The following is a 23443-nucleotide window of genomic DNA, read 5'->3' on the forward strand; positions in this document are numbered from 1 at the left end:
AGTCAGCACGTGAGCCCGCACGCCGTCGGGTCCCCGCAGACGCCGGGGTCCCCCCGGGTGCTGCTGCCCACCGCCCTGGCGCTCGCCGGCGTCGTGCTCGGGCTGGCCACCGGCGTCGCGCCGCTGCTGGTCGGTGCGGGTCTGCTCGCGGTCGGGGTGACGCTACTGATGCTGCTGCGCCTCGACGTGGCCGTGCTGGTCTTCGTCGTGGCCTCGCTGTTCGAGGGCTACCTCGCCCAGGTGGAGCCGCTCGCGACGAAGCTGCTCTCGGCGGTGGTGGTGGCCAGCTGGGTACTGATGCGCAGTCGCGCCGAGAGCGTCGGGATGCACCGCGTGCCGGTCGTGCTGGTCGGGGTCGTGCTCTGGTGGGTGCTGCTGGTCTCGACCCTGGTCAACGCTCCGGTCGGCGCGGTCGGCGTGCTGCTGCGCTGGGCCGGGTTCCTGGCGGTCCTCGTGGTGCTCGTCGACGTCCTGCTCCGCCGGCTCCTGCGCCCCGAGGACCTCGCCCGCACCTACGTGCTGGCCGCGACCGCCGCCGCCGCCGTGGGGCTGGTGGCGATGAGCACGGCCGAGGACCCCCGTGCGGCCGGCCCGATCTCCGACCCCAACGACTTCGCCTTCCACCTGCTGCCCGCCCTGCCGCTGGCCATGGCGCTGCGGCGCCCCGGCGCGATGCCCGGCCGGTGGGACCTCGCGGCGGCCGTGGTGACCGTCGGGATGGTCGCCACGGTCTCGCGCGGCGCCCTGCTCGGCCTGGCCGTGATGCTGGTGGTGGGGCTGCTCTCCCGTCAGGTCCGACTCCGCGACCTGGTCGGCCTGGGCGGTGTGCTGCTCGCTGCCGCCTCCGTGCTCGCCGTGTGGCAGCGCGAGCTGGTGCTGGACAGCCTGACCCAGAAGACCGCCATCGCCGGTCAGAACGTCTCCGAGCGGTTCTACCTCTGGGACGCCGCGGCGCGGATGGCGCTCGACCGGCCGGTCCTGGGGCACGGCCCGGGCTCCTTCGCGACCGAGCACACGTGGTTCGCCTCCCGGCTGCCGGTCGATGCCCGCAACGACCTCGACGTCGCGCACAACACCTACCTCGAGGTCGCCGCCGAGGCGGGCCTGCTCGGCCTGGCGGTGTTCCTCGTGCTGCTCGGCGTGGGCCTGGCCGGCGCCTGGCGGGCCTGGCGGGCCGGGTCGCGACTGGGTGCCGCGGTCGTGGCGGGCCTGGTCGGCACCTCGGTGGCCGCCTGCTTCATCACCGAGCAGTTCTTCCTGCCCCTGTGGCTGCTGTGCGCGATGGGTGCGGTGCTCCCGGGCCTGACGACCTCCCGGGACCTGTCACCGGGGAGCGTCCGGTGAGGGTGGTCCAGGTCCTGACCCAGGCCGGGGGCGGACCGGTCGACCACACGGTCGAGGTCGCGGTCGGGCTGGCCCGGCGCGGGGTCGACTCGCACGTCGTCGCGCCGCCCGACGTACGCCGACGGGTCGGCGCCGCGGGTGCCGCCGTGACCTGGCACGACCAGGAGGCCACCTCCAAGCGGGACCTCGCCGGGCTCGCGGGTCTCGCCAGGTCGCTGCGGGCGCTCGCGCCGGACGTGCTGCACCTGCAGGACAGGCGGGCCGGCTGGGTCGGACGTGGGCTGGGTCGCAGCCTGCCGGGCACCGCCGTCGTCTACACGCTGCACGGGGTGGCCGACGGCCTGAGCGACCACGTCGCCGGCAACCTGCTCGCCGACACCCGACGCCGCCGCGACCGGTGGTACTACCTGCACGGGGAGCGTTGGATCACGCGGTGGGGCCGCGCCCGGGTGGTCAGTCCCAGCCACGCGGTGGCAGACTTCGCGGTCCGACACGTCGGGCTGGACCCCTCCCGGGTGGACGTCGTCCCCAACGGTGTCGACCCCGACCGGTTCCGGCCGCCGGAGGCGGGCACGGCAGGGACGCCCCGGGCGGGGGAGCGGCCGCGACTGGTCTGGCTGGGTGGCCTGGTGCCCGTCAAGCGTGCCGACGTCCTGGTCGAGGCGGTGGCCGCGATGCACGAGGACGTCGAGGTGCTCGTGGCCGGCGACGGCGAGCTGGCCGCGCAGGTCCAGGGGCTCGTGACGGCCCGGTTGCCGGGCACCGGCGCCACCGGTCGCGAGGTCCGGCTCCTGGGACACGTGGCCGACCCGGCCCCGTTGCTGCAGCAGGCCGACGGGTTCGTGCTGACCTCGGCCGCGGAGAGCTGCCCCATGGCGCTGCTCCAAGCGATGGCGACCGGTCTGCCGGCCGTGGCGACGGCGGTCGGCGGCGTCCCCGAGGTGTGGGGTCCGGTCGCGCCGCAGCTGCTCTGCCCGCCCGGCGACCCACACTCCCTGGCCTCGGCCCTGGACCGACTGGTCGCCGACCCCGCACTGCGTGCCGACCTCGGTGCCCGTGCACGCGAGCGCGTCCTCACGACGTACACCACCGAGCACTGCCTCGACGGCCTGCAGCGCACCTACGCGACAGCGCTCCAGGAGCGTGCCCGATGAGGGTGCTGCAGGTCGTGGCGGAGCTCGGCACCGGAGGAGCGGAGGCCGTGGTCCTGGGGCTGACCGAGGGCATGGTCGCGCGCGGCCACCGGGTCTGGGTGGCCAGCGACCACGGCTGGCGGGTCCCTCTCGTACGCCGGCTGGGCGGGGCCGACCACGTCCGCATCCCCCTGGCCGCACCCGGCCCCGTGTCCCTGGCCGCGGCAGCGGGGCGGCTGCTGGCCTGGTCGCCGGGCCGGCCGGTCGACCTCGTGCACGCCCACAACGTGCGCGCCACGCTCGCCGCCGCTCCCGTCGCCCGGCTGCGCCGCGCCCCGCTGCTCACCACCGTGCACGGGCTGGGCGCTGAGGACTACCCGCGGGCCGTGCGGGTCCTGCGGCGCCTCAGCGACCTCGTCGTGGCGGTCTCCGCCGCCGTCGCCGACGACCTCGAGCACGCCGGACTGCCGGGCGAGCGGATCCGCGTCGTCGAGAACGCCGTGACCCTGCCCCAGACGTCGTCGGGGGTGGACCCGCTGCCCGGGGTCCCCGCGGCAGGACCGGTGGTCCTCTGCGCTGCCCGGATGACCCGGCAGAAGCGTCAGGACCTGCTGCTGCGTGGCTGGGCGGCGCGGCGGGTCCAGGGTGGGCAGCTGCTCCTCGCGGGGGACGGTCCCGAGCGCGCGCGCCTGGAGTCCCTGGCACGCGCGCTCGACCTGGGGAGCGAGGTCCGGTTCCTCGGGGACCGCGACGACGTCCCGGCGCTGCTGGGGCGCGCCGACCTGCTGGCCCTGCCCTCGGACTGGGAGGGCCTGCCCATCGGTGTGCTGGAGGCGTTGGCGGTGGGACTGCCCGTGCTGGCCTCCGCGGTCGGCGGGCTGACGGACCTCGGTGCGGCCGTGGAGCTGGTGGCGCCGGAGGGCACCGAGGCCGAGCTGGCCCAGCGGTGGGCCGCCGCGCTCGACCGCGCCCTGGCGGAGGAGTCCGCGGCGCAGCGGCAGGAGCGCACCCGGTGCGGCAGGGAGCTGGTCGGGAGCCGCTTCTCCCCGGACCGCATGGTCGAGGACTACCTCGGGCTCGGGGAGTCGCTCCTCACTCCTGGTTACCGGTGAGTTTGCCTGGCTGGGAGCACGGGTATGCACCCGGTGTCAGAGGAAAGGACGGCGCTCGGGCCACCGTCCGTGGTCCTCGCGCCGGGGGGCGTCGACGAGTCGCAGCCCTGCGTGGGTGTTTCCGTGTCCACGCGCCGACGCGGCGCTGAGTCGATTGGGGCGACAGTGATGGAAGGACGGCACATCGGGGCCGTGCTGTGGAGGCAGCGCACGATCGCGCTGCTGGTGACCGTGCTCACCGGGATCGCCGTGGCGGTCGGGGTGATGATGGCGCCGAAGACCTACACCGCGACCGCCGAGATCTCGGCGCTCTCCTCGGTGCAGGGCAGCAACGACGACCAGGACTCGCTGCGCAGCACCCTCGGGGAGCTCGCCAACTCCCGCGAGGTCGTCGCCGACGTCGAGCAGGAGCTCGGCGGGGCACGGTCCGAGGACGAGCTGCGCCGCTCGATCGCTGGTCGCTGGGTCGAGGGCACCGTGCTGGTGGAGATCAGCGTCGACGACCGCGACCCTGAGATGGCAGCGCAGATCGCGAACCTCACCTACGCCGCGCTCACCCGCAACGACCCCAGTCGTGGGGGCCTGCGCTACACCCTGAGCAACCCCGCCAACCCCCCGGTGACGTACAGCAGCCCCAACCTCCTCCTCGCGATCCTCGTCGGCACGATGGTCTCGTTGCTGCTCGGCGCCGCTGCCGCGCTCGCCCGGGACCGACGGACCTTCCGGATCTCCAGCGCGGCCGACCTCGAGTCGGTGGTGACCGCCCCCGTCCTGGGGCACGTCCACCCGCCGCGTGAGCCCAGCCTGCTGGCGATGTACGCCGGCACGCCGGACGCCGACGTGTTCCGCCGCCTGCGCGTGTCCATCGAGGCCGAGGCCAGCGACGAGCCGGCGAGCCTGGTGGTCGTCACCGGTGTCGGCGACGGCGACCTCAACGCGTGGCTGGCGGCGAACCTGGCCATCTCGACCGCCCAGGTGGGCCGGCGCACGCTGCTCGTCGACGCCCGGATGGGCGTCGGTGCCGCGCGGCAGACCGGCACGGAGCCGGGCACGCCGGGCCTCTACGAGGTGCTGCGCGGGACGCCGCTGGTGCGTGCGCTGAGCCCCGGGCCCGTGCACGGCCTCGAGGTGCTGCCCTCGGGGTCGTGGGGTGCGGAGTCGCACGCCGAGCTGCTCGAGACGAGCTTCGCCGGCATGGCCGAGGAGGCCGAGGAGCACTTCGACGTCGTCGTCGTGATCGCCAGCCCCACCACGGTCAACGACGACGCCGTGACCATGGGGGCGCGCGGTGCGGTGGTCCTGGCCGTGCCCGAGGGGGCCCTCACGCCCGAGCAGCTGCGTCGTACCACCTACCGCATCGGTGCGGTGGGCGCCCGGCTCCTCGGCACCGTCCTCGTGGGTCGCGGCAAGGACTGGGGCCGTCCCCGGGGCCGGTCCCGCTCCCACGACGCCGACCCCGACTGGGCCGGTCTGGAGTCCGGAGGCACGAGCTGAGTCCCTCGCCCCGGCGCCCGCACGGGCGACCACGAGTCCTCCACGCCTCCGTCCCGACCTCCGAGGGCACCGCGGTGGCGCTGATGGGCTACGTCCGCGAGCAGGTGGCGCGGGGGTGGGGCGTCAGCGTCGTCTGCCCCTCCGACGGCTGGCTGGGCTTCGAGGCCCGCGCCGCCGGGGCCCACGTGCAGTGGTTCGACGCGACCCGGGAGCCGGGTCGCAGCACGCTCTCGGAGACCGCACGCTTCGCGCGCGTCGTCGAGGACCTCGACCCGGACCTGGTGCACCTGCACAGCTCCAAGGCCGGGCTGGTGGGTCGCCTCGCGGTCCGCGGTCGGCGGCCCACGATCTTCCAGCCCCACGGTTGGTCGTTCCTGGCCGGGTCGGGTGTCACCGCGCGCGCCGCGCTGCAGTGGGAACGCCTGGCCTCCCGCTGGACCGGTCAGCTGGTCTGCGTGGGCGAGGGGGAGGCCGACGTGGGGCGCCGGCACGGCATCACCGCCCCGGTGGCGGTGGTCCCCAACGGCGTGGACCTCGGGCGGTTCACGGTCTCCGGTCCGGTCGACCGGGTGCTGACCCGTGTCGAGCTCGGCATCGACGAGGCGCCCACCGCGGTCTGCGTGGGTCGGCTGAGCCCGCAGAAGGGGCAGCGCCAGCTGCTCCAGGCCTGGGCCAAGGTCACCGCCCGGGTGCCCGGGGCCCAGCTCGTCCTGGTCGGCGACGGTCCCGACGAGGCCGACCTGCGCGCCGAGGCCGCCACGCTCGAGGGCGTGCGCTTCGTCGGGGTGCGCACCGACGTGCCGCGGTGGCTGGCCGCCGCCAACGTCGTGGTGCTGCCCTCGGCGTACGAAGGCGCCGCGTTGGCCCCCATGGAGGCGATGGCGGCCGGGCGCAGCGTCGTGGCGACCCGGGTCGAGGGCATCCAGGAGTCGCTGCCCTTCGAGTGCGGCGAGCTCGTCGCGCCCGGTGACGTCGACGCGCTCGCCCGCGCGGTGGCGCTGCGGTTGTCGCGGCCGGCGCTCGCCGACCTCGAGGGACGGCGTGGCCACGTCCACGTGCAGAAGCACCGGGACGCGGCCACCGCCGCCCGGACGGTCAGTCAGCTGTCGCTGAGCCTGCTGGCCGCGCAGCGCCGGTGAGCATGCTGATCACCTCGGGCCGCCGGCGGGCCGGGTCGTGCCGGAACGTGCCCAGCGTGCGCACCAGGATCTTCGCGTCCGTCCACAGCGACCAGTTCTCGATGTAGTAGTTGTCGGCGCGGACGCGGTCCTCGATCGAGGTGTCGCCCCGCAGCTTGTTGACCTGGGCCCACCCGGTGAGCCCGGTGTCGACGCGGTGCCGGTGGCGGTACCCCTCGAGGGTCTCGGAGAACTGCTGGACGAAGTGCGGCCGCTCGGGGCGCGGCCCGACCAGCGACATGTCGCCACGCAGGATGTTCCACAGCTGCGGCAGCTCGTCGATGCCGGTACGACGCAGGAACCGCCCGACCCGACCCAGTCGCGGGTCGTGGTCGGCGTTCCACGTGACGGCTGCCTCGGCGGTCGTCGCCGGGATCGTGCGCAGCTTGAGCAGCTCGAAGGTCCGTCCCGCGCGGCCCACCCGCTCCTGGCGGAACAGCACGCCCGAGCCGGTCTCGAGCCGCAGCAGCCCGGCCGCCACGGCGAGCACGGGGGAGAGCGCGACCAGGGCCGCCAGGGACAGCACGACGTCGAAGGCCCGCTTGACCAGCACCTGCCCGGGCTGCGGGCGGAAGCGGTGCAGCCGCACCAGTGTCGTGTCGCGGACGACCTCCAGGCTGCGGGCCCGGTCGAGGCCGAGCAGCTGGAAGTAGCGCGGGACCACGAAGACCTGACGCTGGTTGAGCTGGCACCAGCGCACCAGCGAGAGCGTCTGCTGGTCGTCGGCGGAGCCGAAGGCGAAGATCACGTCGTCGACCGACAGGTCGCGCAGCACCGCCGGGAGACGACGGGTGGGACCCAGCAGCGGAGCGCTGAGGGTGCGCGGGTCCACGTCGTCGTCGACGAAGCCGAGCGGCCGCAGGCCGAGGGAGGGGTCGGCGCGCAGTGCTGCCACCAGCTCGCGGCCCACGCGGTCGGCGCCCACCACCACGACCCGGTGCGCCAGCACGCCGTGCCGGCGCAGGCGCCGGACGGCGGCGTAGGCGAGCGAGCGGGAGACCATCAGGGCGCCGAGCACGGCCAGCAACGTGAGTCCCGCCCCGCGTACGGACTCACCGACCGTGCGCGTGCCGCTGACGTCGAAGGCCATCAGCAGCACACTGGCCGTGAGAGCGACGAACGACAGGGCCGGCAGGTCCTCGAGCACCGAGAGCACCAGCCGAGAGCGGTGCAGGTGCAGCGCCCCGGCCACCACCAGGGCACCGAGGACGGCGCCTGCCACCGCGGTCGCCCCTGGAGCGCCTCCGAGGAGGACCGCCGCGAGCATGGCCGCGAGGTCCGAGACCACGAGCGCTGGTGTGATGGAGATGCCGCGCCTGCGCGCGCGTGGACCGGTCATGCGTGCCCCCATGGTGCTGAGTGCCCCCTCTTTCGTCGACGTCGGAGGATCGCCCCGACCCGCACAGGCTTCCCCGACGCCGCTGGGCTCAACCGTGCTGGGAGGGTGATCTGCTCGTAGGCTCCGCGGGTGACCAGCGCCCTGTCCCCCGAGACCGCGCGGAGGCTGGACGCGGTGTCCCGGGCGCTGCGCAAGCAGTGGGGCCTGCGGACCGAGTCCGACGAGGTGTGGGGGCACCACTCCCACGTGGTGCCGGTGCGCACCGACGAGGGGATCCCCGCAGTGCTGAAGGTCGCGGCGGAGGACCAGGAGACCGAGCACGAGGCCCTGGCGCTGCAGCACTGGGGCGGTCGGGGAGCGGTGCGCCTGCTCCGGGCGGACCCCCGGCGCCGGGCCGTCCTGCTGGAGCGCCTCGAGCGCCGCGACCTCTCCGAGGAGTGGGACGTCCGTGCCTGTGAGGAGGTCGCCGGGCTCTACCGGCTGCTGCACGTCCCCGCCCCGCCGCAGCTGCTGCCCCTCACGGCGTACGTCGGGCGCTTCGTCGACCCGTTGGCGGGCCTGCCGCGCGACGCACCCCTGCCGCGCCGGATGGTGGAGCAGTGCCTGGCCCACCTGCGCGACTTGGTCGCCGACGACGCGAGCACCGGCACCATGGTCCACGGCGACCTGCACTACGAGAACGTCCTCGCCGACCGGACCGGGGAGTGGGTGGCCATCGACCCGCACGCCATGAGCGGTGACCCGCACTGGGAGCCGGCGCCGCTGCTCTGGAACCGCCTCGACGAGGCCCGGGGCGACCTGCGTCGCACCGTGCGAGTCCGGTTCGAGACCGTCGTCGACGCCGCCGGGCTGGACGAGGACCGGGCGCGCGCGTGGGCGGTGGTGCGGCTGGTGCTCAACGCCTTCCGGGCGGTCCGCTCGGACGGGTCGGACCCGGCGTACGTCACGCGGATGCTCACGGTGCTCAAGGCGGTGCAGTCGTGACGACCACCGACGGCACTCGCAGCCTGCTCGCCGGTGGCTACCGCGGCGCGACGATCGGGTCCTTCGCCCTGGTCTTCCTCGCGGCGTTCGAGGCGTTGGCCGTCGCCACCGTCATGCCCACCGTGAGCGCCGAGCTCGACGGCCGGGCCTGGTTCGCCGCCGCGTTCTCCGCCGCGCTCGCCGCCAGCCTGGTGGGCATGGTCGTCGTCGGCCTGTGGGCCGACCGCCGCGGCGCCGTCCGTCCGCTGCTGGCCGCCGTGGCGCTGTTCGGCCTGGGCCTGCTCGCCGCGGGACTGGCCCCGACGATGCCGGTCCTGGTGGCCGGACGGGTGCTGCAGGGACTCGGCGGGGGAGGGCTGACGGTCGCGCTCTACGTCCTGGTCGCGCAGGTGTACGACGACGTCGACCGTCCCCGGATCCTCGGGGCGTTCGCGGCCGCCTGGGTGCTCCCCGGCCTGGTCGGGCCCTTCGCCTCCGGCCTCGTCGCCGACACGGTCGGCTGGCGCTGGGTCTTCCTCGGCGTCCTGGTGCTGACGGGTCTCGCCCTCGCACTGCTCGTGCCCTCGCTGGCCCAGGTCGAGCCGCCGGCGCCCGCACCGGCGGCCCGGGGAGGGCTGCGACGGGTGGGCCTGGCCGCGGCGGTCGCCGCGGGGCTGCTGGCCCTCAACGCCCTCGCCGGCCTGCCGCGCGGGACCGCCTGGCCACTCAGCGTGCTCGCGCTGGGGCTCGCGCTGTGGTCGCTGCGTCCGCTGCTGCCCCGGGGCACCCTCCGCGCCGCGCCCGGGCTCCCGGCGGTGGTCGCGCTGCGGGGGGCGGTGGGCGCGACCTTCTTCGCCACCGAGGCCTACCTGCCCTACCTCCTCCAGGAGCAGTACGACGCCGGGCTGGCCACCAGCGGCCTGGTCCTCACCGCGGCGACCCTGGGGTGGGCCGGCGCCTCCCAGGTGCAGGCGCGCCTCGGTGCGCGGCTCAGCGACGAGGCCGCCCTCCGCGCGGGAGCGCTGGGGCTGGCCGCCGGGGTGCTGGTGATCCTGGTGGTGGCTGTGCTGGACCTGCCCGGCGCGCTCGTGGTGCTCGGCTGGCTCGCGGCGGCTGCGGGCATGGGGCTGATGTACCCCCGCATCACGCGTGCCGTCCTGGCCCGCAGCGACGCGCGGGAGCGGGGCTCGGCCTCGGCGGCCGTCACCCTGGCCGACGCCGTCGGGGCGGCTTCCGCCGTGGCGCTGGCCGGGCTGGTCTTCACCAGCGTGGGGACGGCCGCGGACCGGGAGGCGTTCGTGGCGGTCCTGCTGCTCACCTCGCTGGCCGGCGTCGGGGCCGTGGCGGTCTCCCGCCGGGTCTAGCGGCACTCGGCACCTGCCCAGGGTCCCCGCGGTCCGGGACCTTCGCCCCATCCCTCCGGGGGGTCCCCGGCGGAGGGTGGAGGTGGGCCGCGGAGCGACCGCGGACACCCGGAGCAGTCAGAGGGAGCGGGTCATGCGCAAGAAGGTCCTGGTACTGGGCGGCAACTTCGGCGGTCTCACGGCCGCCCTGGCCGTCAAGCACGAGCTGGAGGGGGACGTCGACGTCACGGTGGTCTCCAAGGACGACCAGTTCCTGTTCAACCCCAGCCTGATCTGGCTGCCGTTCGGCAAGCGCGACCGTGGCGACCTCACCTTCCCGATCGCCCCCACGTTCGAGAGCCACGGGGTGGACTTCGAGCACGTGGCCGCGACGGGGATCGACGCCGACGGCAAGCAGGTGACGCTGGCGGACGGCCGCACGCTCGACTACGACTACCTCGTCATCGCCACCGGCTACCGCAACAACGACGACGTGGTCCCCGGCTACCGCGAGAACGCGGTCACCATCACCACGCTCTCCGACGCCGAGCACGCGGGCACCGCCTGGCAGCGCTACCTGGAGGACCCCGGTGACATCGTCATCGCCGCCACCCAGGGGGCCGGGTGCTTCGGCGCGGCCTACGAGTTCCTGTTCAACACCTCCTACCAGCTGCGCAAGGCGGGGCTGCACAAGGACGTGAGGCTCAGCTACGTCACCAGCGAGCCGTTCCTGGGCCACTTCGGCATCGGCGGGCTCCCGCACGGCGAGCAGCTGCTGAAGATGTTCTTGAAGAAGGAGGGCATCACCGCCCACCTCGACGCCGGTATCGACCACGTCGCCGAGGACGCGATCGTGCTGGCCGACGGCACCGAGCTGCCCTCGGCGTACTCCATGGTCGTGCCGCCGTTCCTGGGCCAGGAGTTCCTGCTGGCCAGCGGCCTGACCGACGACAAGGGCTACGTCCGGGTCCGCGACACCTACCAGACCGAGAAGTACGACGACGTGTACGCCGTGGGCATCGCCGCCGCCGTGGACGTGCCGTGGCAGACGCCCACCCCGGTGGGCATCCCCAAGACCGGGTTCCCGACCGAGCAGATGGCGCACACGGCCGCCAAGAACATCGCCGCCCAGGTGCGGGGCGAGGTGCCCGAGCACGAGCAGGCCTTCGGCGACATCAAGGCGATCTGCGTGATGGACGCCGGCAACAACGGCGTGGTCATCCTGGCGGACAAGATGCTGCCCCCGCGCAAGCACGGGGTCCTGATCCCGGGGCCGCAGGCGCACCTGATGAAGCTGGGCTTCGAGAAGTACTTCATGTGGAAGATGCGGCACGGCTACGTCCAGCTGCCGTGACCCCTGGGAGAGGATGTGCGCGTGGCGCACATCCTCTCCGTCAACGTCGGCCGGCCCCGCGAGGCGGCCTGGGCCGGCATCGGTCGCACCTCCATCGACAAGACCACGGTCAGCGGGGCCGTCCGGGTGGGACGGCTGGGCCTGGACGGGGACGAGGTCTCCGACACCAGGCACCACGGCGGTCCCGACCAGGCGGTCTACGTCTTCGCCCGCGAGGACCTCGACCACTGGGAGGGCGAGCTCGGCCAGCCGATCCCGGACGGCCAGTTCGGGGAGAACCTCACGACGTCGGGCATCGACGTCAACGAGGCCGAGATCGGCGAGCGCTGGCAGGTCGGGGAGGTGCTCCTCGAGGTCCGCTCGGTGCGCACCCCGTGCAACGACTTCAAGGTCTGGATGGGCCGCACCGGCTACGACAGCACCGCCTGGGTACGACGCTTCGCGCAGCTCGCCCGGCCCGGCCCGTACCTCCGGGTGCTCGGCGAGGGGTCGGTGCGAGCCGGTGACGAGCTCACCGTGGTGCACCGCCCGGGGCACGGTGTCACGGTGAGCACGATGTTCCGGGCGCTGCACACCGACCACGCGCTGCTGCCGCGGCTGCTGGAGGTGCCGGACCTGGTGCCGCGGGCGCGGGAGAAGGCCGAGTCCTACCTGGCCGGTCGGTGATCCGGCGTCGGCCGGTGCATCTTGCTGCGTGGGTTGCTACGCGCGAGTAGGCAAAGTGACATAGGTTACGAGCCACACCCGACGCCGGAGGGGGCGCCGGGAGTCCCGCCGCACTCTCGTACAGGAGCGACATGCCCGCCAACAGAGACGCCAGCTTCGTCGACAACCTCGCCCAGAACGTCGCGGTCCTCTTCCTGGACCGCGTCGAGACCTCACCGCAGGCCGAGGCCTTCCGCTTCCCCGTGGGGGAGGCCTGGGAGTCGGTCACCTGGAAGCAGGCGGGCGAGCGGGTCAGCCGGCTGGCCGCGGGCCTGCTCTCGCTCGGCCTGACCAGCGAGCAGCGCGTCGGCATCGCCTCCGGCACCCGCTACGAGTGGATCCTCGCCGACCTGGCGGTCATGTGCGCCGGGGGTGCGACCACCACGGTCTACCCGACGACCAACGCCGAGGACACCGCCTACATCGTCGGTGACGCCGAGTGCCAGGTGGTCTTCGCCGAGGACGACGAGCAGGTCGCCAAGCTGACCGAGGAGAAGTCCCAGATCCCCACCGTCAAGAAGGTCGTCGTCTTCGACGGCACCACCGACGGTGACTGGCTGATCGGGCTCGACGACCTCGAGAAGCTCGGGGAGGCCTACCTCGCCGAGCACCCCGGTGTGATCGAGGAGACCGCCACGTCGATCGCTCCCGACGCGCTCGCCACCTTGATCTACACCTCCGGCACCACCGGCAAGCCGAAGGGCGTGCGGCTGCTGCACCGTGGGTGGGTCTACGAGGGTGCCGCGATCAAGTCGCAGAACATCCTGCACGAGGACGACCTGCAGTTCCTGTGGCTGCCGATGGCCCACTCCTTCGGCAAGGTGCTGCTCTCCACCCAGCTGGCCTGTGGCTTCGCGACCGCCATCGACGGTCGGGTCGAGAAGATCGTGGACAACCTGGGCGTCGTGAAGCCGACCTTCATGGGTGCCGCGCCGCGCATCTTCGAGAAGGCCCACGCGCGCATCGTGACGATGACCGCCTCCGAAGGCGGCGCCAAGGAGAAGATCTTCCAGCAGGCCTTCAAGGTCGGCATCGAGGTCGACAAGCGCAAGCGCGAGGGCAAGAGCATCCCGCTCGGGCTCAAGATCCAGCACGGCCTGTTCGACAAGCTGGTCTTCTCCAAGGTCCGTGAGCGCTTCGGTGGCCGGGTGAAGTTCTTCATCTCCGGCTCGGCTGCGCTCAACGCCGAGATCGCCGAGTGGTTCCACGCCGCGGGCATCCTCATCCTCGAGGGCTACGGCATGACCGAGAACTCCGCCGGCGCCACCGTGAACCACCCCGACGAGTACAAGATGGGCACGGTCGGCCAGGCCTTCCCCGGGTCCGAGGTCCGCATCGGCGAGGGCGGTGAGGTCCAGCTGCGCGGCCCGCACATCATGGCCGGCTACCACAACCTGCCCGACAAGACCGCCGAGACGCTCACCGAGGACGGCTGGCTGCGCACCGGTGACAAGGGCGAGATCGACGCCGACGGCTTCCTCACCATCACCGGCCGCATCAAGGAGCTGTTCAAGACCTCCGGCGGCAAGTACGTCGCGCCCCCGGCGATCGAGTCGAAGTTCAAGGCGCTGTGCCCCTACGCCAGCCAGTTCATGGTCTTCGGGGCCGAGCGCAACTTCGTCGTCGCGCTGGTGACCCTCGACCCCGACGCGATGGCGGGCTGGGCCGAGGAGAACGGCATGTCTGGCAAGTCCTACACCGAGATCGTCCAGTCCCAGCCGGTCAAGGACATGGTGGCCGGCTACGTCGAGCAGCTCAACGCCAAGCTGAACCGCTGGGAGACGATCAAGAAGTGGGAGATCCTCGACCACGACCTGACCATCGAGTCCGGTGAGCTGACCCCCTCGATGAAGGTCAAGCGCGCGGTCGTCGAGGGCAACAACAAGGACCTGATCGACAGCTTCTACGGCTGAGTCCGCCCGACGCCCCGGTCCGCAGCCGCCGCTGCGGACCGGGGCGTCGTCGCGTCCGGGGCGCGGGGGAGGATGGGGTCCATGCCCTCCTCCCTGCCCGACGGTGACCCGGCCCCCGCGGACGGCTCGCTCCCGCCCGAGGCGCTGGCGGGCATAGGTCAGCGCCCCTTCGGGCTCTACGTGCACGTCCCGTTCTGCGCGGTGCGCTGCGGCTACTGCGACTTCAACACCTACACCGCCGAGGAGCTCGGGCCGGCCACCGTGCCCGGTGCCTCCCGGGCGACGTACGCCGACGCGGCCGTCGCCGAGATCCGCCGCATCCGCGGGGTGCTCGGCGAGCGAGACGTGCGCGTCGACACGGTGTTCCTCGGCGGGGGCACCCCGACCCTGCTGCCGCCCGAGGACCTCGCCTCGGTGCTCGAGGCGGCGCGCGAGGAGCTCGGGCTGGAACCGGACGTGGAGGTGACCACCGAGGCGAACCCCGACTCGGTGACCCCGGAGGGGCTGGCGCGGCTCCGCGAGGCCGGCTTCACCCGGATCTCCTTCGGCATGCAGTCCCAGGTCTCGCACGTCCTGGCGGTCCTCGACCGCACCCACGACCCGCTGCGGGTGCCGCAGGCGGTGACCTGGGCGCGGGAGGCCGGCTTCGAGCAGGTCTCCCTCGACCTGATCTACGGCACGCCGGGGGAGTCGCTGGCCGACTGGGAGACCTCGATCGAGGCGGCGCTGGCCTGCGGGCCCGACCACGTGTCGGCCTACTCCCTGATCGTCGAGGACGGCACGGCGCTGGCCCGCCGCGTGCGCCGCGGCGAGCTGCCGGCCCCCGACGAGGACGACCTCGCCGACAAGTACGAGCTCGCCGACGAGCGGTTCCGGGCCGTCGGGCTGGAGTGGTACGAGGTCTCCAACTGGTCCACCGGTCCCGCGACCCGGTGCCGGCACAACCTGCTCTACTGGACCGGCGCCGACTGGTGGGGTGTGGGCCCGGGCGCCCACAGCCACGTCGGCGGCGTGCGCTGGTGGAACGTCAAGCACCCCGCGGCGTACGCCGAGCGGCTGGCCGCGGGCCGCAGCCCGGCGCTGGCCCGGGAGGTGCTCTCGGCCGAGGACCGGCGGGTCGAGCGCGTGCTGCTGGAGCTGCGGCTGCGCGAGGGGCTGCCGTGTGACGTGCTCGACGGCGACGGCCTGGCCGCCCTCCCGGCCCTGGTCGAGCGAGGGCTGCTGCGGCAGGTGGGGGACCGGCTGGTCCTCACCGACGCCGCCCGGCTGCTCGCCGACGCGGTGGTCCGGGAGCTGTTGTCCTGAGCCAGGTCAGCTGACCAGGCGCAGGGTGAGCGGGTAGCGGTACTCCTCGCCGTTGGCCGAGCGGATGGTGCCGATGAGGGTGAAGACCACCCACAGCACGCCGACGAGGACGAGCAGCAGCAGACCCACGAGCACGAGGACCAGGACGCCGGAGACGACGGCGTAGATCAGCATCGAGACCTGGAAGTTCAGCGACTCCACCGCCTGGCGGCGCACGTAGGGCGACTCGTTGCCCTTGAGCAGCAGCACCAGCAGCGGGCCGAGGAAGGCCAGGGCGACGAAGGCGCCCACGAAGGCCGACCAGTGGGCGGCCGCGCCCCAGGTCTTCTCCTCCCCGGGGGACATCGGCGGGCAACCCCAGCCCCCCGGGCCGGGCATCGGGCCGGGCGTCGGGGGTGGTCCCTGCGGCGGCACCTGGCTCATCGGTCCCCCTGGTCGGTCGTGACGAAGTCGATCAGCTCCTCGACCCTACCCAGCAGGGCCGGCTCGAGGTCGTTGAAGGAGCTGACCCGGCCCAGCACCTGCTTCCACGCCCGGGCGATGTCGGCCTGGTCGCGGTGCGGCCAGCCGAGGTGCTGGCACACGCCCTTCTTCCACTCGATGCTGCGGGGGATGGTCGGCCACGCCTGGAGCCCCAGCCGGTCCGGCTTGACGGCCTGCCAGACGTCGACGAACGGGTGGCCCACGATCAGCACGTGCTTGCCGATCGGCGAGCGGGCGATGCCCTGGGCGATGCGGCTCTCCTTGGAGCCCGCCACGAGGTGGTCGACCAGGACGCCGACCCGGCGGCCCGGGCCCGGGCGGAAGTCGCGCAGGTGGTCGGCGAGGTCGTCGACGCCGCCGAGGTACTCGACGGCCACTCCCTCGACACGCAGGTCGTCGCCCCACACCTTCTCCACCAGCTCGGCGTCGTGGCGACCCTCGACGAAGATCCGGCTGGCACGGGCGACCCGCGCCGTGGTGTCCACCGCGACCGAGCCGGAGGCCGTGCGGGTGGGCTTCGCGGGCCCCTGGCGGGTGACGGGCGCCGTGAGGATCACCGGCTTGCCGTCCAGCAGGAACCCGGGGCCGAGGGGGAAGGTGCGTCGCCGACCTCGACGGTCCTCGAGCGTCAGCACGTCGAGGTCGCGGTCCACCGCCACGATCTCGCCGCAGAAGTCGGCGGTGACCTCCTCGACCACCTCGCCCAGGGTGGCGGGTGCCTCGGTGGCCCGGCCGCGCTTCGGGGCGCGCCAGTCGGTGGAGAGGACGTCGGATCCGTAGCGGTCGCTCACCGGGACAGGCTAGGAAGCCGCGCGGTGCCGACGCGCCAGGCGCGCCGTCGGGCCCGTCCTGCTCGCCCTGCTCGCCCTACTCGGTCTCCTCGGCGGGCCCGCTGGCCTTCTCCCGCCGGTCGGCCATCTCCTCGGCGTCCTTGCCCTCCTCCAGCAGGCCCTCGCCCTCGCCGTCGGGCAGGCCCTCGGCCAAGGGGTTGTCCTCGCCCGGCACCAGGTCGGGCGGGAGCTGCTCGTCGGGGACGCCGGTGCTCTTCTCGGTCTCGTGCTCGGACATGTCCTCGACGCTAGGTCCGGCCGGGGGAGCCGACCTCACCCGGGCGAGCGGTCCTACAGCAGCGGCAGCCGCTTCTGGGAGGCCGGGAGGTGCTGGTAGCCCCGGGTCACGGCGTGGCCCAGGACCGACCGGTCCAGCGGCCACTCGCCCACCTCGAGCGCCTGCTCGACGCGGATCCCGCGCCCCGCGAGGTCGCGGATGGTCTCGGCGACCACCCCGATGTCGGCACGCTGGTCCCTCACGAAGGCCCGGTCGACCGGGGCGCCGTGACCGGGCACCACGACGGTGCGGTCGGTGCACAGCTGCAGGCACACGTCCAGGGCGAGCGGCCACTCCATGGGGAAGCTGTCGGGGCCGTAGGCGGGCGGCGCGGACTCCTCGACCAGGTCGCCGGCGAGCAGCACGTCCGCGTCGGCGATCCGGACGACCAGGTCGCCGGAGGTGTGCCCACGACCGGGGTGCACCAGCTCCAGGACACGGTCGCCGAGGTCCAGCACCGCCGCGGAGGAGAACGGGTGGTCGGGCAGCACGACCGGGCTGGCGTCGACCTCGCCCGGCTCGGCCTCCTCCCCGGCGTACGCCGGACGGTCGGCCGCCCAGGCCTCCAGCTCCTCCACGCACGCCTCGTGCGCGTGCACGGGCACCTCGCCGTAGGCGTCGCGCACGGCGGCGGTGCCGAGCACGTGGTCGTGGTGGGCGTGGGTCGTCACGACGCCCACGACCGCGCCGGCGCCGAGCGAGCGTGCGGTCTCCACGACCTCGCGACCCATCCGGGTCGAGGCGTGGGTGTCGACGACCACGAGTCCCCGCTCCCCGGCGACGTAGGTGACGTTGACGTCGAACCACGCGTGCCGCGCGACCCAGACCCGGTCTGCGACCTCGGTCGGCACGGTGGGGGAGAGGCTCATGACCCCCACCCTAGGAACCGCACGGGTCGCCGCTGCCGGGAGGGGTCACCCCGGGCTAGTAGAGTTGGCACTCGCTGAGATCGAGTGCCAGGAGGATCCAGCGGCAGTCAGCCGTCACCAGCGTCGACCCGGAGGTGGAGCGTGCAGGAGGACCGTCGACTCGCCGTGCTCCGCGCGATCGTCGAGGACTACGTCTCGACCGAGGAGCCGGTGGGCTCCAAGGCGCTGGTCGAGCGGCACGGGCTGGGGGTCTCCCCGGCGACCGTCCGCAACGACATGGCGGTGCTGGAGGAGGAGGGGTACATCACCCAGCCCCACACCAGCGCGGGTCGCGTCCCCACCGACAAGGGCTACCGCCTCTTCGTCGACCGGCTGACCACGGTCAAGCCGCTGTCCTCGGCGGAGAAGCGGGCGATCTCCAGCTTCCTCGACGGTGCGGTCGACCTCGACGACGTGGTGCAGCGCTCCGTGCGCCTACTGTCCCAGCTGACCCGACAGGTCGCGGTCGTGCAGTACCCCACGCTCTCCTCCTCCACCGTGCGGCACGTCGAGCTGGTGGCACTGGCCCCGGAGCGGCTGCTGGTGGTCCTCATCCTCAGCACCGGCCGGGTGGAGCAGCGCCTGGTCGAGCTCGCCGCCCCGCTCGCCGACGACGACCTCGCCGGTCTGCGCAGCCGGCTGCTGCTGGTCGCGACCGGTCAGCGCATCGCCGACGCGGTCGCCGGCCTGCGGGGGATCGTGCCGGTCGACCCCGCCGCCGCCGCACAGCCGGGCGCCGAGGCCACCGGGGCGGTCGTCGAGGCGCTGTGCGAGGCGATGAGCGACCACCGCTCCGACCACCGGGTGGCCGTGGGCGGTGCGGCCAACCTCGCGCGCTACGGCGACAGCTTCGACTCCGCCGTCCGGCCCCTGCTCGAGGCGCTCGAGGAGCACGTCGTGCTGCTCAAGCTGCTCGGGGAGGCGGGCTCCAGCGGCATGGTCACCGTGCGCATCGGCGCGGAGGGCCCCTACGAGGAGCTCGCCTCGACCAGCGTGGTCTCCACCGGCTACGGGCCGGAGGACCAGTCGCTGGCCGCGCTGGGGATCGTCGGCCCCACGCGCATGGACTACCCCGGGACGATGGCCGCGGTACGTGCCGTCGCCCGCTACGTCACCCGCATCCTCGACGAGGCCTGAACGGCCCGTCCCCACCCGCAGACCACCCACAGCAGACGAGTAGGAAGCAACCAGCAGTGAGCCAGGACCTCTACGAGATCCTCGGGGTCTCCCGTGACGCCGACGACGCCGAGCTGAAGAAGGCCTATCGCAGGCTGGCGCGCCAGTACCACCCCGACGTCAACCCCGACCCCGCCGCGCAGGAGAGGTTCGGCGAGGTCTCACGGGCCTACGAGGTGCTCAGCGACCCGCAGAAGCGCGCCGCCTACGACCGCGGCGGCGACCCGTTCGGCGGTGGGGCGGGTGGTTTCGGCCAGGGCGCCGGGTTTTCCTTCACCGACATCATGGACGCCTTCTTCGGAGGCGGTGGTCAGGGCACTGGCACGGGCCGTGGTCCGCGTCCGCGCGTACGCCGCGGGCAGGACGCGCTGATCCGGCTGGAGATCGAGCTCGCCGAGGCGGCCTTCGGGGTCTCCCGGGAGATCAAGGTCGACACGGCCGTGACCTGCTCGGCGTGTGCCGGCGAGGGCGCGGCCCCCGGCTCGCACGCCGTGCCGTGCGAGACCTGCCGCGGCCAGGGCGAGGTCGCCCACGTGCAGCGCTCGTTCCTCGGTGAGATCCGCACGCTGCGTCCCTGCGCCGCCTGCCGCGGCTTCGGCAGCGTCATCCCCGACCCCTGCCGGGAGTGCTCCGGTGACGGCCGGGTCCGCTCGCGTCGCTCGCTGACCGTCAAGATCCCGGCCGGCGTCGACACCGGCACCCGGGTCCAGCTCGCCGAGCAGGGCGAGGTCGGCCCCGGCGGCGGCCCCGCCGGAGACCTGTACGTCGAGATCCACGTCGCCGCCCACCCGGTCTTCAAGCGTCAGGGCGACGACCTGCACTGCACCGTGACGGTGCCGATGACGGCCGCGGCCCTGGGCACCACGATCGAGATGCCCACGCTGGAGGCCGACGTGGTCGAGGGCTCCGAGCAGGTCACCGACCTCGAGACCTCCTTCGAGCTCGACATCCGTCCCGGCACCCAGTCCGGCACCGAGCAGGTGCTGCGCGGGCGCGGGGTCCCCGGTCTGCGCGGTGGTCGCGGCGACCTGGTCGTCACCATCGCCGTGGAGACGCCGACCCGGCTCGACGCCCGGCAGGAGGAGCTGCTCCACGAGCTGGCGGCGCTGCGTGGCGAGGAGTCGCCCGAGGGGTCGGTCAAGCCGGGCGCCAAGTCGGTCTTCGGGCGCCTGCGCGACGCGTTCAACCACTGATCCCCACCGCCGAAGCAGGTCCACGATGTCCCTCCCGGTCCACCTGGTGCCCTCCCTGGAGGGCGTGGGCGTCGGCGCCACGGTGGTCGTCGAGGGCGACGAGGCGCACCACGCCGTCGCCGTACGACGCCTGCGCGTCGGCGAGAGCCTCGTGCTGACCGACGGCCTCGGTCGCTCGGCCGTGGGCGAGGTCGCCTCGACCGGCAAGCGGCGCCTCGACGTCGCGGTGCGCGAGACCGCGTCCGACCCGGAGCCCGCTCCGGCGGTCACCGTGGTCCAGGCGCTGCCCAAGGGCGACCGCGGGGAGCTCGCCGTGGAGGTCCTCACCGAGGTGGGGGCGGCGCGGATCGTCCCGTGGGCCGCCTCCCGCTCGGTGGCGGTCTGGAAGGGCGAGCGGGCGGAGAAGGGGCTCTCCAAGTGGCGCGCCACGGCCCGGGAGGCCGCCAAGCAGGCGCGCCGCACCTGGCACCCGCAGGTGGATCCGTTGGCGAGCACCGACCGGGTCGTCGACCTCGTCGCCGCTGCCCACCTGGCCGTCGTGCTCCACGAGGAGGCGACGGCGTCGCTGGCCGGGCTCGAGGTGCCGCCGGCGGGCTCGGTGCTCGTCGTGGTCGGTCCCGAGGGCGGGGTCGCCCCCGAGGAGCTGGCGGCCCTGACCGCAGCGGGCGCCGTCAGCGTGCGCCTGGGGGCCGAGGTGCTGCGCACGTCGACGGCCGGCGTGGCCGCCGTGGCCGCGTTGCTGTCGCGCACGCCCCGGTGGGGCTGAGGTCCTCCGCCGGTCCGCCGCCCGTCCTCAGCCGACGGTGATCTCCTTGGTGTCGAACATCGGCGGGTTGCCCTCGCCGCCGGAGGGGTCGTCGGTCATGGCGATGAAGGTGTAGGTGCCCGGCGCCAGGTCCGAGACGTCCACCTCGGTCTGCCAGGGGTAGAGCGCGTCCATCCAGCCCTCCGCGGTCGCGAAGCCCCGGGCCACGACGGCGTCGGAGGAGTCGCGGACCTCCCACGGGACGGTGGCCTCGAACGAGGAGGCCACACCGCTGGCGGTGAAGGTGCCGGGGACCTCGGCGCCCTGCTCGGGCGAGGTGATGTTGACGAGGTTGAGCACGTCGAGCTGGTCGGCGTTCGCCACCCCGTCGGCGGTCTCGACCCCGAAGAGGGTGGTGGACCCTCCGGGCGAGGTCACCGTCACCGGGTCGCGTGACTGCAGCGCGCCCTGGACGGTGTAGACGAGGGACTGCACGGCCAGCTCTGCGTCGGCCCCGGACATCCCCGCCGCGCGCTCGACCCAGGCCTCGTCGGAGAGCGTGACGGTGATCAGGCCGTCGCCGTGCTCGACGGAGGAGAACCCGCCGCCGCCGGGGAAGGCCGACCGGTAGTCGGGGTCGGCGGGCTCCCCCGAGGCGGCCATCTCGGCCGCGCCCAGCGCGGGCTCGCCGCTGACCTTGCGGAACTCCCGGAACAGCCGCGGCCCCGAGCCGGACTCGCCCACGTAGTAGACCGGCACCGCACCCGCCTGCGCCGGCTCCTGCGTGGGTACGTCGGTGACGGCCGGGTCCGAGGGCGACGACGTGGCCGCGGGCGACTCCGAGCGGTCCGCGGCGACCGGGTCGGTCGCGGCGTCGTCACCGCCGCAGGCGGAGGTGGTCAGCAGGACCCCGACGGCCAGGGCGGCCAGGGTGCGGACGGGGCGAGGAGTGGTGCGCATGGTGTCCATGATGCCCTTGTGACGCTCGATCCGCGTTCCAGGTTCCGTCGTGTGTCGCCCGTGCGATGATCGACGGTGGGGAAGGGAGACCCATGTCCGACTGCTTGTTCTGCAAGATCGTGGCCGACGAGGTGCCGGCCGAGGTCGTGCACGTCACCGAGCGCACCGTCGCGTTCCGCGACATCAACCCGCAGGCACCGACCCACGTGCTGGTGGTGCCCAAGGCACACTTCGCGAACGCCGGTGAGCTGGCCGTGGGCGACCCGGTGGCGATGGCCGAGCTCATCGACGCCGGCCACGCGGTCGCCACCGCCGAGGGCCACGAGGACGGCTACCGCCTGGTGTTCAACACCGGCGAGAAGGCCGGGCAGACCGTGTTCCACACCCACCTGCACGTGCTGGCCGGCCGCGACCTGACGTGGCCCCCGGGATGAGGGACCCCGGGATGAGCGCCCCGGGGAGGAGCCGGCGCCTCGTCGCCGTCCTCGTGGTGGCCGTGCTGGCCGTGGTCGGCACCGTCGCGGTGGCGCTCACGCAGCGCGGCGACGACCGTCGTACCGGCGTGGCCGCGGACGTCCTCGAGCCGCCCGCGCCCCCCGAGGTCGCCGCCCAGCAGCTGGCCGCGGTGCCGCCCGGCAAGCAGGTGCCCCTGCGCCGTGGCGAGCGGCGGATGACGCTGGAGATGGACACCGACTACACCCCGAGCGCACCGACCGGGGTCGGCACCGACGACTACCGCTGCTTCCTGCTCGACCCCGAGCTGGAGGAGGACGTCTGGCTCACCGGGAGCCAGGTGCTCCCCGGCAACCCCGACGTCGTGCACCACGTCATCCTCTTCAAGGTCGACGCCGACCAGGTCGCGGCGGCGGAGGAGCTCGACGAGCGGACCGTGGACCCCGGGTGGACCTGCTTCGGCGGCAGCGGGCTGGAGGGCGACTTCTCCCGGCTCACCGACGCCAACTGGTTGGCCGCCTGGGCGCCGGGAGGTGACGAGCGGGCGACCAGCGACGGCTACGGCACCCGGCTCGAGGCCGGCAGCCGGGTCGTGATGCAGGTGCACTACAACCTGCTCAAGGGCGCTGCGCCGGACCGCTCGGCGACCCAGCTGCGGTGGATGCCCGGTGCCACCGACCTCCAGTCCCTGCACACCTACCTCATGCCGGCCCCCGTCGAGCTGCCCTGCCGGGACGCGCGCTCGGAGGGCCCGCTGTGCGACCGCGACGCGGCCATGGTCGACCTGCGCCAGCGCTTCGGCGGCGCGTCGCTGACCGCCGACGCGCTGCACCTGCTCTGCGGCGAGCTGGAGGAACCCTCGGAGACCACCACGTGCACCCGCCGGGTCAGCGAGGAGATGACGGTCCTGGGCGTGGGCGGCCACATGCACCTGCTGGGCCGGGAGATCTCCGTCGTGGCCAACCAGGGGACCCCTCAGGAGCGGACCCTGCTCGACATCGACCTGTGGGACTTCGACGACCAGGGCGCCCAGCCCGTGGAGCCGTTGACCCTGCAGCCCGGCGACACCCTCACGGTCACCTGCCGCCACGAGCAGTGGCTGCGCGACAAGCTGCCGGCGTTCGAGGGCCAGCAGGAGAAGTACGTCCTGTGGGGCGAGGGGTCCACCGACGAGATGTGCCTGGGCACGCTGTCGGTGGCCTACGCCGCGGGGGCACCGACCAGCCGGTTCTGAG

General features: G+C 73.7%; 22 protein-coding genes. 16 read left to right on the plus strand and 6 right to left on the minus strand.

Features of this window, described 5'->3' with window-relative positions:
- The first annotated feature begins 9 nt into the window (after positions 1-9).
- The 5 genes from BKA05_RS20215 to BKA05_RS06155 all read left to right on the plus strand — a co-directional run bounded on the left by BKA05_RS20215 (position 10) and on the right by BKA05_RS06155 (position 6222).
- Positions 10-1344, plus strand: coding sequence for an O-antigen ligase family protein (locus tag BKA05_RS20215; protein ID WP_179530636.1), 1335 nt, complete (start codon positions 10-12; stop codon positions 1342-1344).
- A complete protein-coding gene (locus BKA05_RS06140) occupies positions 1341-2498 on the plus strand; it encodes a glycosyltransferase (RefSeq protein ID WP_179530637.1) in 1158 nt (385 codons plus the stop codon). Before BKA05_RS20215 ends, BKA05_RS06140 begins: the two co-directional genes overlap by 4 nt.
- Positions 2495-3589, plus strand: coding sequence for a glycosyltransferase family 4 protein (locus BKA05_RS06145; RefSeq protein WP_179530638.1), 1095 nt, complete (start codon positions 2495-2497; stop codon positions 3587-3589). Before BKA05_RS06140 ends, BKA05_RS06145 begins: the two co-directional genes overlap by 4 nt.
- A 168-nt stretch (positions 3590-3757) precedes the next feature.
- A complete protein-coding gene (locus tag BKA05_RS06150; protein WP_179530639.1) occupies positions 3758-5083 on the plus strand; it encodes a hypothetical protein in 1326 nt (441 codons plus the stop codon).
- Positions 5084-5157: 74 nt separating this feature from the next.
- Entirely contained in the window at positions 5158-6222 is a 1065-nt protein-coding gene (locus tag BKA05_RS06155) for a glycosyltransferase (protein ID WP_179530640.1), read from the plus strand.
- Here BKA05_RS06155 and BKA05_RS06160 read toward each other — a convergent pair.
- Positions 6179-7600, minus strand: coding sequence for a sugar transferase (locus BKA05_RS06160; protein ID WP_179530641.1), 1422 nt, complete (start codon positions 7598-7600; stop codon positions 6179-6181). The genes BKA05_RS06155 and BKA05_RS06160 overlap by 44 nt on opposite strands.
- Positions 7601-7729: 129 nt before the next feature.
- Here BKA05_RS06160 and BKA05_RS06165 point away from each other — a divergent pair, with 129 nt between their 5' ends.
- The 6 genes from BKA05_RS06165 to hemW all read left to right on the plus strand — a co-directional run bounded on the left by BKA05_RS06165 (position 7730) and on the right by hemW (position 15183).
- Positions 7730-8584, plus strand: coding sequence for an aminoglycoside phosphotransferase family protein (locus tag BKA05_RS06165; protein ID WP_179530642.1), 855 nt, complete (start codon positions 7730-7732; stop codon positions 8582-8584).
- The gene (locus BKA05_RS06170; RefSeq protein WP_179530643.1) at positions 8581-9927 is read left to right on the plus strand and encodes an MFS transporter; all 1347 of its coding nucleotides are present in this window, start codon (positions 8581-8583) and stop codon (positions 9925-9927) included. Before BKA05_RS06165 ends, BKA05_RS06170 begins: the two co-directional genes overlap by 4 nt.
- A gap of 133 nt (positions 9928-10060) precedes the next feature.
- Positions 10061-11260, plus strand: coding sequence for an NAD(P)/FAD-dependent oxidoreductase (locus tag BKA05_RS06175; RefSeq protein ID WP_179530644.1), 1200 nt, complete (start codon positions 10061-10063; stop codon positions 11258-11260).
- 21 nt (positions 11261-11281) lie between these two features.
- Positions 11282-11926 carry an MOSC domain-containing protein gene (locus BKA05_RS06180; protein ID WP_179530645.1) on the plus strand — a complete coding sequence of 215 codons (645 nt, stop codon included), beginning with the start codon at positions 11282-11284 and terminating at the stop codon, positions 11924-11926.
- Between the two features lie 131 nt (positions 11927-12057).
- Positions 12058-13878, plus strand: a complete 1821-nt coding sequence (locus BKA05_RS06185) for an AMP-dependent synthetase/ligase (RefSeq protein ID WP_179530646.1) — start codon at positions 12058-12060, stop codon at positions 13876-13878.
- A gap of 81 nt (positions 13879-13959) precedes the next feature.
- Positions 13960-15183 carry a radical SAM family heme chaperone HemW gene (hemW, locus tag BKA05_RS06190; RefSeq protein WP_179530647.1) on the plus strand — a complete coding sequence of 408 codons (1224 nt, stop codon included), beginning with the start codon at positions 13960-13962 and terminating at the stop codon, positions 15181-15183.
- A gap of 6 nt (positions 15184-15189) precedes the next feature.
- Here hemW and BKA05_RS06195 read toward each other — a convergent pair whose 3' ends face one another.
- From BKA05_RS06195 to BKA05_RS06210, 4 genes are all read right to left on the minus strand, one after another.
- Positions 15190-15606, minus strand: coding sequence for a DUF4870 domain-containing protein (locus BKA05_RS06195; RefSeq protein WP_218842336.1), 417 nt, complete (start codon positions 15604-15606; stop codon positions 15190-15192).
- On the minus strand, positions 15603-16457 hold the full coding sequence (locus BKA05_RS06200; protein WP_179530648.1) for a DUF3097 family protein: 855 nt from the start codon (positions 16455-16457) through the stop codon (positions 15603-15605). The genes BKA05_RS06195 and BKA05_RS06200 overlap by 4 nt, the downstream gene beginning before the upstream one ends.
- Before the next feature lie 76 nt (positions 16458-16533).
- Entirely contained in the window at positions 16534-16734 is a 201-nt protein-coding gene (locus BKA05_RS06205) for a hypothetical protein (RefSeq protein ID WP_179530649.1), read from the minus strand.
- Between the two features lie 53 nt (positions 16735-16787).
- Positions 16788-17642: an MBL fold metallo-hydrolase gene (locus BKA05_RS06210; RefSeq protein ID WP_179530650.1), complete on the minus strand. Its 855-nt coding sequence runs from the start codon at positions 17640-17642 to the stop codon at positions 16788-16790.
- 141 nt (positions 17643-17783) lie between these two features.
- Between BKA05_RS06210 and hrcA the strand changes: the two genes are divergently transcribed.
- From hrcA to BKA05_RS06225, 3 genes are read left to right on the plus strand one after another with little or no spacing between them, the layout of a single operon-like run.
- Positions 17784-18818 (plus strand): heat-inducible transcriptional repressor HrcA, encoded by a 1035-nt coding sequence (gene hrcA, locus BKA05_RS06215; RefSeq protein WP_179530651.1) that lies wholly within the window; start codon positions 17784-17786, stop codon positions 18816-18818.
- A gap of 56 nt (positions 18819-18874) precedes the next feature.
- The gene (gene dnaJ / locus BKA05_RS06220) at positions 18875-20050 is read left to right on the plus strand and encodes a molecular chaperone DnaJ (RefSeq protein ID WP_179530652.1); all 1176 of its coding nucleotides are present in this window, start codon (positions 18875-18877) and stop codon (positions 20048-20050) included.
- 25 nt (positions 20051-20075) lie between these two features.
- A complete protein-coding gene (locus tag BKA05_RS06225; RefSeq protein WP_179530653.1) occupies positions 20076-20816 on the plus strand; it encodes a 16S rRNA (uracil(1498)-N(3))-methyltransferase in 741 nt (246 codons plus the stop codon).
- Between the two features lie 27 nt (positions 20817-20843).
- Here BKA05_RS06225 and BKA05_RS06230 read toward each other — a convergent pair whose 3' ends face one another.
- Complete coding sequence (locus tag BKA05_RS06230) at positions 20844-21755, minus strand: Gmad2 immunoglobulin-like domain-containing protein (RefSeq protein WP_179530654.1); 912 nt, start codon at positions 21753-21755, stop codon at positions 20844-20846.
- Between the two features lie 92 nt (positions 21756-21847).
- Here BKA05_RS06230 and BKA05_RS06235 point away from each other — a divergent pair, with 92 nt between their 5' ends.
- Both BKA05_RS06235 and BKA05_RS06240 read left to right on the plus strand, forming a co-directional pair.
- Positions 21848-22189, plus strand: a complete 342-nt coding sequence (locus BKA05_RS06235; protein ID WP_179530655.1) for a histidine triad nucleotide-binding protein — start codon at positions 21848-21850, stop codon at positions 22187-22189.
- An 11-nt stretch (positions 22190-22200) separates the two neighbouring features.
- A complete protein-coding gene (locus tag BKA05_RS06240; RefSeq protein WP_179530656.1) occupies positions 22201-23442 on the plus strand; it encodes a monooxygenase in 1242 nt (413 codons plus the stop codon).
- The last annotated feature ends 1 nt before the right edge of the window (position 23443 follow it).

Source organism: Nocardioides marinus, assembly GCF_013408145.1.
Lineage (GTDB): Bacteria > Actinomycetota > Actinomycetes > Propionibacteriales > Nocardioidaceae > Nocardioides > Nocardioides marinus.

What these genes read in the sequence shown, in the direction of transcription:
- BKA05_RS06145 (WP_179530638.1), top strand. Translation starts at nt 2,495, where the DNA reads ATGAGGGTGCTGCAGGTCGTGGCGGAGCTCGGCACCGGAGGAGCGGAG.
- BKA05_RS06150 (WP_179530639.1), top strand. Translation starts at nt 3,758, where the DNA reads ATGGAAGGACGGCACATCGGGGCCGTGCTGTGGAGGCAGCGCACGATC.
- BKA05_RS06160 (WP_179530641.1), bottom strand. Translation starts at nt 7,600, where the DNA reads ATGACCGGTCCACGCGCGCGCAGGCGCGGCATCTCCATCACACCAGCG.
- BKA05_RS06175 (WP_179530644.1), top strand. Translation starts at nt 10,061, where the DNA reads ATGCGCAAGAAGGTCCTGGTACTGGGCGGCAACTTCGGCGGTCTCACG.
- BKA05_RS06185 (WP_179530646.1), top strand. Translation starts at nt 12,058, where the DNA reads ATGCCCGCCAACAGAGACGCCAGCTTCGTCGACAACCTCGCCCAGAAC.
- hemW (WP_179530647.1), top strand. Translation starts at nt 13,960, where the DNA reads ATGCCCTCCTCCCTGCCCGACGGTGACCCGGCCCCCGCGGACGGCTCG.
- BKA05_RS06195 (WP_218842336.1), bottom strand. Translation starts at nt 15,606, where the DNA reads ATGAGCCAGGTGCCGCCGCAGGGACCACCCCCGACGCCCGGCCCGATG.
- BKA05_RS06205 (WP_179530649.1), bottom strand. Translation starts at nt 16,734, where the DNA reads ATGTCCGAGCACGAGACCGAGAAGAGCACCGGCGTCCCCGACGAGCAG.
- BKA05_RS06210 (WP_179530650.1), bottom strand. Translation starts at nt 17,642, where the DNA reads ATGAGCCTCTCCCCCACCGTGCCGACCGAGGTCGCAGACCGGGTCTGG.
- BKA05_RS06225 (WP_179530653.1), top strand. Translation starts at nt 20,076, where the DNA reads ATGTCCCTCCCGGTCCACCTGGTGCCCTCCCTGGAGGGCGTGGGCGTC.
- BKA05_RS06230 (WP_179530654.1), bottom strand. Translation starts at nt 21,755, where the DNA reads ATGCGCACCACTCCTCGCCCCGTCCGCACCCTGGCCGCCCTGGCCGTC.
- BKA05_RS06235 (WP_179530655.1), top strand. Translation starts at nt 21,848, where the DNA reads ATGTCCGACTGCTTGTTCTGCAAGATCGTGGCCGACGAGGTGCCGGCC.
- BKA05_RS06240 (WP_179530656.1), top strand. Translation starts at nt 22,201, where the DNA reads ATGAGCGCCCCGGGGAGGAGCCGGCGCCTCGTCGCCGTCCTCGTGGTG.